The organism is Hahella sp. NS-SX17 (genome assembly GCF_057367735.1).
In genome coordinates this window covers 1,083,003-1,096,244 of the sequence record NZ_CM170632.1, presented here as the reverse complement: position 1 = coordinate 1,096,244, position 13,242 = coordinate 1,083,003, and the positions used below count along the sequence as shown (strand labels likewise).

Below are 13,242 nucleotides of genomic sequence, written 5' to 3'. Positions count from 1 at the left end.
TAAGTTTTCAGTAGAAAATTGAGCGACTTGGCGAGGGAATTAGCCAACCTGAATCATTTCAAAGTCTTCTTTGCCAACGCCACAGTCTGGGCAAATCCAATCTTCCGGCACATCTTCCCAGCGCGTTCCGGGAGCGATACCGTCTTCGGGCCAGCCTTCCGCCTCATCATAAATGTATCCGCACACTACACATTGCCATTTACGCATCACAGTATCCTATTCAATTTTGTCAAAAAAGCCGCAAAGAGCTTCTTATTTATGGTAAAACGCCTGATTCACAGTGTGTGCATTTATAAGGTTCCGGCCGGCATTGATCAAGTCATTCCGGGGCTAAATCGTTATACTGGGCTTTGTTGAGACGCTGACGTCGCCAATAAATCCTGTAACATATTAAATTATTAGAAAATTCATCATTACAACGGTAACTCTCAGGTAATTCCAATGTCCCATAGTATGGAAAACATGCAGCAGGTATTTCAGGAAGCAGACTGCTTATTTGACGAAGCGCAGGTAGATCAGGCGATTGATCGTCTGGCGCAGGAAATCACGGCGCAACTGAAAGACAGCAACCCTCTGGTGTATTGCGTGATGACCGGCGGCGTCGTATTCGCTGGCAAACTGCTGCCCAAGCTGCGCTTTCCTCTGGAAGTCAGTTACATTCACGCGACTCGCTATAATAATCAGACCAGCGGCGGCGGCCTGAAATGGAAAGTAGAGCCCGTGGAAAACCTGGAAGGGCGCACTATCCTGATTCTCGACGACATCCTTGATGAAGGAACCACTTTACACGCCATCTGCGATTACTGCGACGGCAAGCAGCCGGAAAAAGTCTATACCGCCGTACTGGTGGACAAACAGCATGAGCGTAAAGTCTACCCCGGCCAGAAGTGTGATTTCACTGGTCTGGAAGTCGCGGACCGCTACATTTTCGGCTATGGCATGGATTACAAAGGCTACTGGCGCAACGCTCCGGGAATCTACGCTGTAAAAGGCCTCTAAACCCTGCCCGCTCGGGCTCCAAATGATTAATATGCCAATGGTATTGGCACATTAATAAAGAGGCGCATGGAGGCGACGGCGAGCCGCGGGAGACAGGACCTGACATGGGCAGCCCTGTCGTTGCAGACATGTAGAAGGAAGCTATTTGTCTGCCTGAATAATAATTTACTAACAGGCGATGCTGGTTCCTTACCTATTATGCATGAAGCTAATCTGAGTCAGTTTCTGGTGCTGATTACAGCGGCGGTCGTCGTATCGTCGCTGTTCCGGCGTATGAACGTTCCCTCTGTCCTGGCTTACCTTGCGGTAGGCCTCGGCGTTGGTCCCACAGCCCTGGGCTGGGTGGACGACGTAGAGACAATCCAAGTGCTGGCGGAGTTCGGCGTGGTGTTTCTGCTGTTCTCCCTCGGGCTGGAATTCTCTCTGGCCAAGATGATTGCTTTGCGCAAGGTAGTGTTCAACCTGGGCGGCTGGCAAGTGGCGGTAAGCAGTTTGGTGATTTTCGGCATCGCCCGGCTGTTCCAGGCCAGCACCGAGGAGGCCATCATTATCGCCGGCGCATTAGCGTTATCCTCCACAGCAGTAGTCAGCAAAGAGCTGGTGCAGCGTAACGAACTGGGTCAGCCCCACGGCGTGATGTCGATGGGAGTGCTGCTGTTTCAGGATCTGGCTGCAGTTATCTTTTTGATTCTGGTGCCGTTTCTGGCCGGCGGGTCGGATAGTTCACTGGCCGCCGCTCTGGCCATCACCCTGGGTAAAGGCGCGCTCTTGTTCGCGCTGATGCTGGCGATCGGCAAGTATCTGTTGCCGTTCATTTTTTCGGAAGTCGCCAAATCTCATTCAGAAGAGCTGTTTGTACTGACCGTGTTGATGGTGTCGTTATTGGCCGCGGCGTTGACGCACAGCTTCGGTCTGTCTATGGCCCTGGGCGCGTTCATCGCGGGCATGATGCTGTCCGAAACTCACTATAAACATCAGATTGAAGCGGATATCCGTCCTTTTCGCGACCTGTTGCTCGGCCTGTTTTTCATCAGCGTCGGCATGATCGTCGACTTCGGAGAAGTCGTCGCGAACTGGCCTTGGATACTTCTCATCACCGCGATGCTTCTGGCGGCGAAAGCCACGCTGATCGGAGTGCTGGCGTATCGTCACCAGAAAGACAGGGCGGTAGCGTTGAAAACCGGACTTTACCTGGCTCAGGGCGGCGAGTTCGGATTCGCCCTGTTTGCGTTGGGAGAAAAGTTTCAACTCATCTCCAAACAAGCCGGCGCGGTAGTCATTACCACTGTCATTCTCAGCATTACCTTGACTCCCGGGCTGATGAGCCTCGCACGTCACCTCAGCACCCGCTTTCCCTCCGATAAAGGCCAGGGCATGGCGCAGACCCGTGTCGAAGCGCTGACTGTCGCCTGCTCGGAGTTGGAAGGTCACGCCATCGTTTGCGGATTCGGCCGCGTTGGCCAGACGGTCGCCCGGTTCATGCGCCGCAGCGCCATGCCCATGACCGCCGTGGACAAAGATCCGGTGCGGGTAAAAGAAGCCGCCGCCGCAGGCGAGCCAGTTCATTTTGGCGATTCCGAGCGTCTGGACATTCTCAAAGCCCTTGGCCTGGAAAGAGCTCGCCTGATTATCATCACTTACGCAGATGTGGACAAAAGTCTGGCGGTCATTCGCAAGGTGCGCTCAACCGGTTCTCAAGTGCCGATTCTGGTGCGCACGGCGGACGACTCCAAGATGACGCTGTTGCAAGAAGCCGGCGCCACGGAGATCGTGCCGGAGACGCTGGAGGCCAGCTTGATGTTGGTCACCCAAGTGCTTACCCTTATGGGCGCGCCGGCAAGGAAAATTCATCGCCAGATCGAAGAAGTCCGCCGCAGCCGCTATAAAATGCTGCATGGCTACTACCCAGGCATTAACTCCCAGTTGGTCGGCGCTGACGGGACGCCACTGGAAAAACTGCATGCACTGACGCTGCCTGACGGCGCCTACGGCTGCCATCGCTCACTGGCGCAAATGAAGCTGGCGGCCTGCAATATCGACAGCATCCGTCGCGGCGAAGAGGAGTTCTTCGACCCCACTGGCGAGTTTATCCTGCAACCCGGCGACACACTGATTCTGCATGGCTCGGCGGATCAGGTTGAACAGGCGGAAAACAGATTGCTGGGCGGCTGAGCTTGAACGCGATATCAATCCACACACTAAAACAGGATTCTGTCTGGTTATGAAATCCCAAGGGCGTCCAGCTCCTTCCCTGGCGGAGCAGTTCAAGGCGAAATTGCCGGTCTACATTGACCTCACGCGACTGAACCGCCCTATCGGAACCTATTTGCTGCTTTGGCCTACCCTGTGGGCGCTATGGCTGGCCTCAGAGGGCGCGCCCTCCATCAAGAACCTGTTCATTTTCATATTAGGTGTTTTGTTGATGCGTTCAGCCGGCTGTGTGATCAACGATTACGCTGATCGCCGCATAGACATGCACGTAGAGCGCACCAAGGGCCGTCCATTCGCCCAAGACAGGGTGACGGAAAAAGAAGCGCTTACACTGTTCGGCGTATTGGTCGGCATTTCATTTATTCTGGTGCTTTTCACCAACGCCCTGACGATCTATCTTTCCGCTGGCGCACTGGCGCTGGCTTCTACGTACCCTTTCATGAAACGACACACTTACCTGCCCCAGGTCGTACTTGGCGCCGCTTTCGCTTGGGGCATCCCCATGGCATTCGCTGCAGAGTTGGACGCCGTGCCGCAACAGGCGTGGCTTTTGTACACTGCGACAGTGGTTTGGACCGTCGCCTATGACACCATGTACGGCATGGCGGACCGGGAAGACGACCTCAAGATTGGCGTCAAATCCACGGCGATCCTGTTCGGTGAAGCCGACCGCGCCGCCGTGGCGGGACTGCAAGTATTGACCCTGGGCATGCTGTTTATGGTTGGCGCACAGTATGAACTGGGCGTCTATTATCAGGTTTCGCTGATCGTCGCCGCCGTCTTGTTCGTGTATCAACAACACCTGATTCGCGACCGCGAATCTCAACACTGCTTCAAAGCCTTTCTCAACAATCACTGGGTCGGCGCCGTCGTTTTTCTTGGTCTGGCGCTGGAATTCATCTTCCGCCCCTGACTAGGCTACGTCATGCCTTTTGTCCGGCCATCACAGGCCGGCCCCATTTCCATCACATTTATTAAGCGCCTGTCATATACTTGTAACAAAACGCCGTTGTAATAATTCGGCAATCGAGTATTCAAAAAGGTGTTTTGCATGGCAAGCAAACAAGTTCTCATTGTGGACGATGAGCCCGCCATCCGGGAAATGATCGCAGTCGCTCTGGAAATGGCCGACTATGACTATCTGGAGGCAGGAGACGCGCGGGAAGCGCATGCGTTGATCATTGATCAGAAACCGGACCTCATACTGTTGGACTGGATGTTGCCCGGCGTCAGCGGCATTGAATTCGCACGCAGACTCAAGCGTGACCAAAACACCTCGGAAATCCCACTCATCATGCTCACCGCTAAAACCGAAGAGGACAACAAAGTCCAGGGCTTGGAAGTGGGCGCCGACGACTACATCACCAAGCCATTCTCTCCAAGAGAGCTGGTCGCCCGCCTGAAAGCTGTGCTGCGACGCACCGCCGTACAGGGTATGGAAACGCCCATTGAAGTCGAGGGGCTGCGACTGGACCCAGTATGTCACCGCGTCACCGCCAAAGGCGATGCGCTCAACATGGGCCCCACAGAGTACAAGCTCCTGCAGTTCTTTATGACGCATCAAGAACGGGTGTATACTCGCGGACAGCTTTTGGACCAGGTATGGGGCGGCAACGTCTATGTGGAAGAGCGCACGGTGGACGTGCATATTCGACGCTTACGCAAAGCGCTGGAGCCCAGCCATCATCATTTGGTTCAAACCGTGCGTGGGACGGGGTATCGCTTTTCGACACGAGCGCCATAAGCGCAGCGACCTGTCTTAAATAATAAATAATTCCAAAAGAAGTATTCATCAAAACGCATGCGCAATCACTGGCGTCATTATGCGCGGCTACTGGTTTACAGTTTGCTGGGCTGCATCGTTGTCGGACTTGTCATAGGCTCGGTAGCCTGGGCGCTGGTGTTTGGTCTTACCGCGTATCTGGGATGGACACTCACACAGGCGTTTCGGATGCATCGCTGGCTGTATCAGACGAAAATGGAAGACCCACCCGAGAGTCGCGGTCTCTGGGGGGACTTGTTTGACGGCATTCATCGTCTACAGGTGCAGCACTACCGCTCCCGTGACCGGCTGCAAGCGATGATTGACCGCATACAGGAATCCACCAACGCACTCAAAGACGCCGTCGTCATGACTAACAGCGAAGGCGCAATGGACTGGTGGAACCAGTCCGCAGAAAAGCTGCTCGGGTTCAAATACCCCACTGATCGTGGCCAACTCATCTATAACCTGATCCGCACACCGATTTTTAAACGCTATTTCGCCTCCAAAAAGTATCAGGAACCGCTGATCCTCAACGCCCCGAATAACCCCAACCTGAAGTTACAGTTTCACATCACTTTGTTTGGTGAAGATGATCGCTTATTGCTGGTTCAGGATGTCACCCGTCTGTATCGCCTGGAAGAAATGCGGCGGGACTTCGTCTCTAACGTTTCTCATGAGCTGCGTACGCCATTAACGGTTATTTCCGGTTATTTGGAAACCCTCATCGACAATGCTGACGATTTACCGCCGCGCTGGAATCGCGCCATGAACCAAATGCAGCAACAGGCGCAGCGAATGGAGGCGCTGGTTAATGATTTATTGCTTCTGTCCCGTATAGAAAATGACGGCTCAAATTTCAAAGCCACACTGGTGGATATAGACAGCATGCTGCGCGCCATCTGCAGCGACGCCCGAGCGCTCAGCCAGGAAAAAGGCCACCGGATAGAATTAAACCTGGAAAGCGCCGCCGGACTGACCGGTAACGAAACGCAGTTGCACAGCGCCTTCTCCAACATCGTCATGAATGCAGTGAAATATACCCCCGCCAATGGGGAAATCCGGGTGCGCTGGTTCGAAGATAAGAAAGGCGTGCATTTCGCCGTCAGAGACAGCGGCATTGGCATCGATCCCCTGCACATCCCCAGGCTGACGGAGCGCTTTTACCGGGCCGACCCTTCACGGGCCGCAGACACGGGGGGCACCGGCCTGGGCCTTGCTATCGTCAAACACGTCTTGATCAATCACGATGGGGAACTGGAAATCACCAGCCATATCGGCGCAGGAAGCACTTTTACCTGCCACTTCCCACGCGCCCGCATGGCGTCTGCGGAAGCGTTAGCGGAAGCCGAAGAAGTGAGGGATTAAATAAGCTTAGAATTTAGCGATAAACTTGGATAAGGACGCCATCTTATCCGGGTCTTCATCCACAAAACGGATAACGATACTGATAAAGTCCGTATCCACCCGTTTCTCCACGGCCTGAAGCATGTGCACATAGCCGTTGATCCGCTCAAGGGTCTCGCCATCGTCGACCTCTATGTCCACCACCGCCGGATCAAGAATCATCGGAAAACGTTGTCCTCGCTTGGCGATCACTTTCACTTCCGTCAGGGTAATAGCTTTAATCACGCAGGGCAGGTTGAACTCAGCAAAACGAATCTGCGCCAGGGCCTTCTTGCCTGAGACCGCTGGCGCAGACTTTTTCGGAGAAGAGGTTCCCCCAGTCAACAAGGCTGCGCTATCAGCAAAAGGACCAGGCGTCACGGCTGGCGCTGAGGTTTGTTTGGCGCTGTCGGACGCCTGCATCAATACGGAGGCGGAATCAGCGCCCGGTCGGGCGGAAGAAGTTTTTTCACCGGCGGCGCGTTTAAGCTTGGCGGCCAACTGTTTATTGACCTTCTGCGCCAGCATTTCAGGACTGAAGGGTTTTCCCAGATAATCGGAAACGCCGCTCTGCACCGCTTCCACGACATGCCCCCTGTCTCCACGGCTGGTAACCATGACAAAAGGCGTCTTCTTGTAGGCATCTTGACCCCGCGCCCACTGTAGCAATTCCAGCCCCGACATTTCAGGCATTTCCCAGTCGCACAGGATGAGGTCATAGTGCGTCTTATTCATCAGGATCTGCGCTTTTTTCCCGTTGATGGCTTCTTCTACCGTCACTTGAGGAAAATAGGTGCGCATCGCCCGCTTCACCATATCGCGAACGAAACTCGCGTCATCAACCACCAACACCTTTAAAGCCATGTCAGAGCTACACTTTCCGTTAATCACATAACTATAAGGCTAGCACTGTCTGACAAATTTCCCACTTTATTCAGTACTTAAGCGGCGGCGCGGCATTCGCGCCGCCGCAACGGGATTACCTGACCGTCACACCAGAGCCAGAGGTAGGATTCGACTTCGGCAACTGGCCATGTTCTTCCAGCCAGAATTTAACGCCGCCAGCGACCGCCGCCTGCATGGACACCAGATTCACAATAGGAATCAGAGTGCTGCCCCAAACGCCCAGGCCGAATCCAAGCGTCCGACTACGACGCTCGCGCATGAAGCGAATAACGTCGTCGATCTTGCGCTTATTGTTGTCCGCAGGATAGTCCACAAACTCCAGCGCCATAATCCAGGAAGAGAATACCGCCCAGAGCACCGGCGACAATAGGTTTACCAGGGGAATAAAACTGAGCACAAATGTAACTACAAATAGACCTAAAGCGCGAGGCAAGTAATAAAGAAACTTTTTGACCTCACGCCAAACACTGGCGGGAATATTCTTGATCACTTGCTTCCAGGGAGTATCCTCATCCACCTCTTTGCCTGTCAGCAACTTCTGCGTCTGTTCCGCCAGCAGCCCGTAGAACGGAGCGCCCACCAGAGTGGCGACAAACACAAAGGTATAAAACACCAATACGCCAACCAGTATCGCGAACACCAACCATACCAGCCAGCGCAAGAATGACAGCCAGTCTGGAAGCCAGTTGACCATGGCGTCCACCCAGCCGGAGAAATAGGCGCCCATGCCCCAGATGAAGCCAACAAACACCAATATATTGATAATCAATGGAATAACAACGAAGACCCGCAGTTTGGGATGCTGAATCAGGCGAAACCCTTCCAGCAGGTCGTTGAAACCTTTAGCGAATAATTTCACGCTCTTTTCCTTTCTGCCTCATACAAATAATTAGTGAGAGTCGCCGCTGGACTCAATTTATGGGCTCCGCGCTCAAGCGAAACCGGGACGCGCTCATCTTCATTTGAAATGTCTGCAACTGACGGTAGCGCATATCCACCTGAATCAATTGCGTCAACGCATCTCGAAGTTCAGGGTCCACGGCGCAGCCGAACATGATCGCAGATATAGCCGTGGAGGGAAACTTGCAAAGGGACAACAGCTCACCATCCCATTGTATTTGCTTCTGCCCGGTATCCAGCGGACGCAACAAACGCCACTCGCCTTCCCCAGCGAATTCAGGAGACCGCTGAAACAATGGGCTGAACCCAAACGCTCCGGTTTGCGGTCTTTCGTCTACGTATTCAAGCTTTTTGAATGTTTGCGGATTATCGAGATAATGTCCTTCCGTCAGAGCCGCCTTATCCACGTCGATCGCCAATGCCACGCCACGATGACGATCCCCCTGAAATCGCCATAAGGCGAGGCTTTCAAAGGACTCGTACAAACTGAGCACACCCAGAGATTGCAAAAAGCGAGGACTGAGAAACAATGGTTCGCCGCCCGCCCCCTGCAGCAGGATGGCTTCGATCTCTTTACGCTTGCGTCTGGCTTGCTGCAGATAGTAATCAAACGTGACCAGACTGCTAAGCTCCTCGGGTAACGCCTCGTATTGCCGCTTTACTTCCGCCATGAACTCCGCTTGAGTGATTTCCCTGACTGAAGCCTTCGCCAGAGGCAACTCTGAAAATAAAAACGGATCATGCAAACTGGCCAGCCCTCGCAAAGGCAGTTTGCCCTCTCTCAAGATGGTAATGCTCAGCTTGTCGGCGTACAGATATAATTTCATGTTTTGCTGCCCAGGAAGCGCCTTCGCATGTTCAGATTGTCTCAATTATATAAAAGCCTGATCGACCTTGGGGGCCATTGGTCCGCCCGCGTCGCCTTCTATGCGCTAATGGTAATAGGACTCGCCATTGCGCTCACCCCCAACGAATACACTCCGCTTGGAACCGTCAACGACAAAATTCGACACGCCTTCTCCTTCGCCGTCATGAGCGGCATGGCCATGTGGAGCCATCGCCGCAGCCAAGTACTTCATGTTTTTCTCGCCATGACAGGCTATGGGCTGCTGATTGAAGGTTTACAAAGCCTGATCCCCTACCGCGACGGCAGCCTGGGAGATATCCTGGCGAACACCATCGGCATTGCAATTGGCGTATATCTCGCAAACTGGCTGGTTGTCTCCGCTCGTTCTATTAAGACTTCAGCTTAAGACAAGGACGCCAAACTTTCGCCAGAAGCAGGCTTATAAAGAAAATGCACTAATGTATTAGTAGTAAGAATTTGACCCAAAACTTTGTAGGAAATATCTCACAAAGCCGTAGGAGATTGGCGAAACTTACTGTAGTCATTACGGATTTACTTACTAAGACATTTCATAACACTATGTTTTATATGACAAATACAAAAACACCTTAGCTTAGCGGCGTATTCGCGATGAGGGATTGTCACAAAAACGCCATTCGGCCCGAGGTATATTTATAACCGTCAGGGCAGACAAGGAAATGGAATCCAGCCAGGATGGTTTCTTCGCAGGAAGCGAAGGGAAGCAGGGATAAGGAATGATGCTTGAGGGAATTTTTGGATCTAATCCAGGAATAAAACAGGATAAAGTTGGCGCATAGGATGGCGCTTTACCAGGGAACGGCGGATGGGATATCCAAAACCTATTCCAAATGAGGCGACCTAATTAGTCGCCTTTTTTTCGTCTATCATAAGACGGCGCCCTGATAGATTCTCACTTCATTAAACTCTTCAAACTCATTCAGATCAGGAAACGTCCTGCCAGTAGCCTTTGTCGCCAGCCTGTATCCCGGGGCAGCAAGGTCTCGTACTCGTGAGTCCGCCAATAACACTTTCTTTGCTCTAGTGCGCCATTCGGGAAGCCATTGCAAGTTCTCCCGGTCATAAAGAACATCCGCTGCTGTGATCACATCCGGCTCGCCCATTACTGGAAGCATTCCGCACACCTCTACCTGCACGCCGTTCAGCAAAGCATTCTCCGTCGCCGCCACTCTTGCAGCCAGATCCAGATCACACGCCAAGATGGTCGCCGCTCCCGCCAGCGCGGCGGCGATGGCCACAACGCCAGACCCTGATCCAATATCCCATACAGCTTTATTCTTCACTAAACCAGGATGATCAAGAATATAGCGGGCCAAAACTTGGCCACTGGCCCAACAGAAACTCCAGTACGCCGGCTCTGCGACAACAGCTTGCGCCTCGTCATGGGAAAGCGGTCCTTCCATGACGCTCGGATCGAACAAATGCAGGCGGATTTCAGGGATTAGCGGCGGTGCGCCCGCCAGTAAAGCGCCTCGAGGTAAAGTGCGTTGCAGTAATGACAGTAAGTGAGCTGGCATAGGACTGAAAATCAATTGTTGACGTAAATTAAGGAAAAAACGCAAATTTCGGGGAACAGCGGTCATTTAATCAGAATATTCAGCAAATTTGTAAGAATCCAGTCCAGAAAAAATTACGTATTCCTACTTTTGCAAAATCGCGTCAGAATTTTGTCGCACCTACGGAAATGCACTTATTGCGCGGCTAAGCCCAGGATTCCGCGCATAAAAGCGCTTGGCAGAGCGCCGGCTTCTGCTAGACTAGCGCTGTCTGGCTTCAATGCCCGCGCGCTCGCCGTCATCCTTTGCAACGCAATACCTAACCCCACCCATCCCAGGTGGCGAGCGCTGACGCATAAGAACTAAAACCGCTAAGGAGTCTTCAATGGAGAACCTAGATCAGTATTTTGATAAGGCTGTCGAATTGGTGATGGAGTACGCGCCACAATTGTTGCTCGCCATCATTACTCTCATTGTAGGTATGTGGCTGGTCAACAAGGCGCTCAAATTCACTGACGACCGCCTGCAGAAGAAGTTTGACCCCACACTCACCAAGTTCGTTCACAGCCTTGCGTCGGTGGGTCTCAAGGCGTTGCTGCTGGTCAGCGTGGCGCAGATGGTGGGCATTGAAACGACTTCCTTTATCGCCGTACTGGGCGCCGCTGGTCTGGCTGTCGGCCTGGCTCTACAGGGCAACCTGTCGAACTTCGCCAGCGGCATCATGATTCTGGTGTTCAAGCCCTTTAAAGTCGGTGACGTGATAGATGGAGCCGGCTACATCGGCACAGTCAGAGAGATCCAGATTTTCACTACGGTAGTAATGACGCCGGACAATCGCCGAGTCGTTATTCCTAACTCCAATCTGGCTAATAACCCTCTGATAAATATCGCAGCGGAAGCAACCAGACGTGTGGACATGGTTTTCGGCATCAGCTACGGCGACGACATCGACAAGGCGAAGAATATAATTAAATCAATGCTTGAAGCCGACTCTCGCGTGTTAAAAGACCCCGCTCCAGTCGTCGTCGTATTGGCGCTGGCGGACAGCTCCGTCAATTTGGCGGTGCGTCCCTGGGTCGCCACTGCGGACTATTGGCCGCTGTATTTCGACATGCATGAGAATGTGAAGAAACGCTTCGACGAAGAAGGCGTCACCATTCCTTTCCCGCAAAGGGATGTCCACATCTATCAAGAAACTCAATAACTCCCTTAATCCCTGTTTTATTTTGGAAAGTTCCCCCCGGGCCGATCAGGTCCGGGAATAGATTACACAAAGAGGTGGCAATGAAAGCAAAACTACTCCCATCTATTTTACTTATGAGCGCAATTGCTTCCGCGCAGCCGGCGTTAGCCGACGGTCGCGAGAAAGGAGCTTATTTCACTGGCCTGCTCGGCTATACGTTTTTCGACCATGAGCGCCAAATTGAAGACGATCCCAGTTTGGCCGCAGGTTTGGGCTATAACTTCACCCCCGCCATTTCCGCAGAAGTCCTGATTGGAGCGGCAGACCTGGAACGCAAGCATAACGCAGGCTATCTCGATAGCGTGTTCTATCGCGTAGATGCGCTCTATCACTTCAACCAGGGCGAAGCCTGGCGTCCATATCTAGTCGGCGGCGCTGGCAACTATAGATTCAAATACGATGGCGGCGGCAAAGATGAGGAAACTCAGTACAATCTGGGCGCAGGCATCAAACACGCCATCAGCGACTCAATGGACGTACGCTTTGACGCCCGTGGCGTATACGGCGACGAAGATGAAACAAAAGACGCCATGCTGAACCTGGGCTTCACTTACATGTTCGCTTCGGCGGCGCCCGTCCCTAAAGACAGCGACAGCGACGGCGTATACGACGATGAAGACGCATGCCCGGGCACGCCTTACGGCGCGACGGTCGACGCTCGCGGTTGTGAAATAATTGGCGATGCGGATGGCGACGGCGTTACTGATGACAAAGATCAGTGCCCCAACACCAAAGCTGGCGCACGCGTAGACGCCACTGGCTGCCCGGTTGTCGGCGACGATGACGCAGATGGCGTGCCTAACGAAAAAGACCAGTGCCCGAACTCTCCAGCGGCGGCTAAAGTGGACAGCAGAGGCTGCCCTCTGGATACCGATCGTGACGGCATCACTGACGGTCTGGACGCTTGCCCAGACACGCCTTACGGCGCCAAGGTGGATAATCGCGGCTGCCGTATTCAGCTGAGCGAGACGGTCACCATTACATTGAACGTTACCTTCCCAACCAACTCAGCCGCGATTCCAGACGAATTCGTATCTGAAGTGGAAAAACTGGCGGAATTCATGCGTCAGTACCCAGACACCAAAGCGGTGGTGGAAGGCCATACCGATGATCGCGGACAAGACGCCTACAATCAGAAGCTGTCTGAGAAGCGCGCCAGCGCCGTGCGTCAGATGGTAGTAGAGCGTTTCGGCATTGCTGGCGAGAGAATTTCCAGCGTCGGTTACGGTGAAACTCGTCCAATCGGCGACAACAACACCGCGGATGGCCGTAGCGCCAACCGTCGGGTTGTGGGCGTCGTGGAAGCGACCGTTAAAACCAATCAATAACGGCTTGTCCACTGGATAATCCAGTCAAGGGGGACCCTCGGTCCCCCTTTTATTTTTCCCATCCGTTACCCAGTTCCCAACTTTCCGTCCCACCATTTGCTGCAATCGCAAGTTAATAGGCTATC

13 protein-coding genes are annotated in these 13,242 nt (G+C 53.3%); 8 read left to right on the top strand and 5 right to left on the bottom strand.

Annotated features, from left to right (window positions below):
• Positions 1-39: 39 nt before the first annotated feature.
• Positions 40-207, bottom strand: a complete 168-nt coding sequence (rd, locus tag AC2IBB_RS05010; RefSeq protein ID WP_486331807.1) for a rubredoxin — start codon at positions 205-207, stop codon at positions 40-42.
• 234 nt (positions 208-441) lie between these two features.
• Between rd and AC2IBB_RS05005 the strand changes: the two genes are divergently transcribed.
• The 5 genes from AC2IBB_RS05005 (at position 442) to phoR (ending at position 6,340) form a co-directional block, all read left to right on the top strand.
• Positions 442-999 (top strand): hypoxanthine-guanine phosphoribosyltransferase, encoded by a 558-nt coding sequence (locus AC2IBB_RS05005; RefSeq protein WP_486331806.1) that lies wholly within the window; start codon positions 442-444, stop codon positions 997-999.
• A gap of 198 nt (positions 1,000-1,197) precedes the next feature.
• Entirely contained in the window at positions 1,198-3,171 is a 1,974-nt protein-coding gene (locus tag AC2IBB_RS05000) for a monovalent cation:proton antiporter family protein (protein WP_486331805.1), read from the top strand.
• 49 nt (positions 3,172-3,220) lie between these two features.
• Positions 3,221-4,123 carry a 4-hydroxybenzoate octaprenyltransferase gene (gene ubiA / locus AC2IBB_RS04995; RefSeq protein ID WP_486331804.1) on the top strand — a complete coding sequence of 301 codons (903 nt, stop codon included), beginning with the start codon at positions 3,221-3,223 and terminating at the stop codon, positions 4,121-4,123.
• 138 nt (positions 4,124-4,261) lie between these two features.
• On the top strand, positions 4,262-4,954 hold the full coding sequence (gene phoB, locus AC2IBB_RS04990; RefSeq protein WP_011394745.1) for a phosphate regulon transcriptional regulator PhoB: 693 nt from the start codon (positions 4,262-4,264) through the stop codon (positions 4,952-4,954).
• A 57-nt stretch (positions 4,955-5,011) separates the two neighbouring features.
• Positions 5,012-6,340, top strand: a complete 1,329-nt coding sequence (gene phoR / locus AC2IBB_RS04985) for a phosphate regulon sensor histidine kinase PhoR (protein WP_486331803.1) — start codon at positions 5,012-5,014, stop codon at positions 6,338-6,340.
• A gap of 6 nt (positions 6,341-6,346) precedes the next feature.
• Here phoR and AC2IBB_RS04980 read toward each other — a convergent pair whose 3' ends face one another.
• The 3 genes from AC2IBB_RS04980 to AC2IBB_RS04970 form a co-directional block, all read right to left on the bottom strand.
• On the bottom strand, positions 6,347-7,222 hold the full coding sequence (locus tag AC2IBB_RS04980) for a response regulator (RefSeq protein WP_486331802.1): 876 nt from the start codon (positions 7,220-7,222) through the stop codon (positions 6,347-6,349).
• A 115-nt stretch (positions 7,223-7,337) separates the two neighbouring features.
• On the bottom strand, positions 7,338-8,123 hold the full coding sequence (gene cysZ / locus AC2IBB_RS04975) for a sulfate transporter CysZ (protein WP_486331801.1): 786 nt from the start codon (positions 8,121-8,123) through the stop codon (positions 7,338-7,340).
• A 52-nt stretch (positions 8,124-8,175) separates the two neighbouring features.
• Positions 8,176-8,991: a hypothetical protein gene (locus AC2IBB_RS04970; protein ID WP_486331800.1), complete on the bottom strand. Its 816-nt coding sequence runs from the start codon at positions 8,989-8,991 to the stop codon at positions 8,176-8,178.
• 27 nt (positions 8,992-9,018) lie between these two features.
• On the opposite strand from AC2IBB_RS04970, the gene AC2IBB_RS04965 reads away from it, so the two are divergent.
• Positions 9,019-9,417 (top strand): VanZ family protein, encoded by a 399-nt coding sequence (locus AC2IBB_RS04965; RefSeq protein ID WP_486331799.1) that lies wholly within the window; start codon positions 9,019-9,021, stop codon positions 9,415-9,417.
• Between the two features lie 499 nt (positions 9,418-9,916).
• Here AC2IBB_RS04965 and AC2IBB_RS04960 read toward each other — a convergent pair whose 3' ends face one another.
• Complete coding sequence (locus tag AC2IBB_RS04960; protein ID WP_486331798.1) at positions 9,917-10,567, bottom strand: class I SAM-dependent methyltransferase; 651 nt, start codon at positions 10,565-10,567, stop codon at positions 9,917-9,919.
• A gap of 364 nt (positions 10,568-10,931) precedes the next feature.
• Here AC2IBB_RS04960 and AC2IBB_RS04955 point away from each other — a divergent pair, with 364 nt between their 5' ends.
• Together AC2IBB_RS04955 and AC2IBB_RS04950 are read left to right on the top strand one after the other, a co-directional pair.
• Entirely contained in the window at positions 10,932-11,750 is an 819-nt protein-coding gene (locus AC2IBB_RS04955) for a mechanosensitive ion channel family protein (protein WP_486331797.1), read from the top strand.
• 80 nt (positions 11,751-11,830) lie between these two features.
• Positions 11,831-13,117 carry an OmpA family protein gene (locus tag AC2IBB_RS04950; RefSeq protein ID WP_486331796.1) on the top strand — a complete coding sequence of 429 codons (1,287 nt, stop codon included), beginning with the start codon at positions 11,831-11,833 and terminating at the stop codon, positions 13,115-13,117.
• Positions 13,118-13,242: the final 125 nt, after the last annotated feature.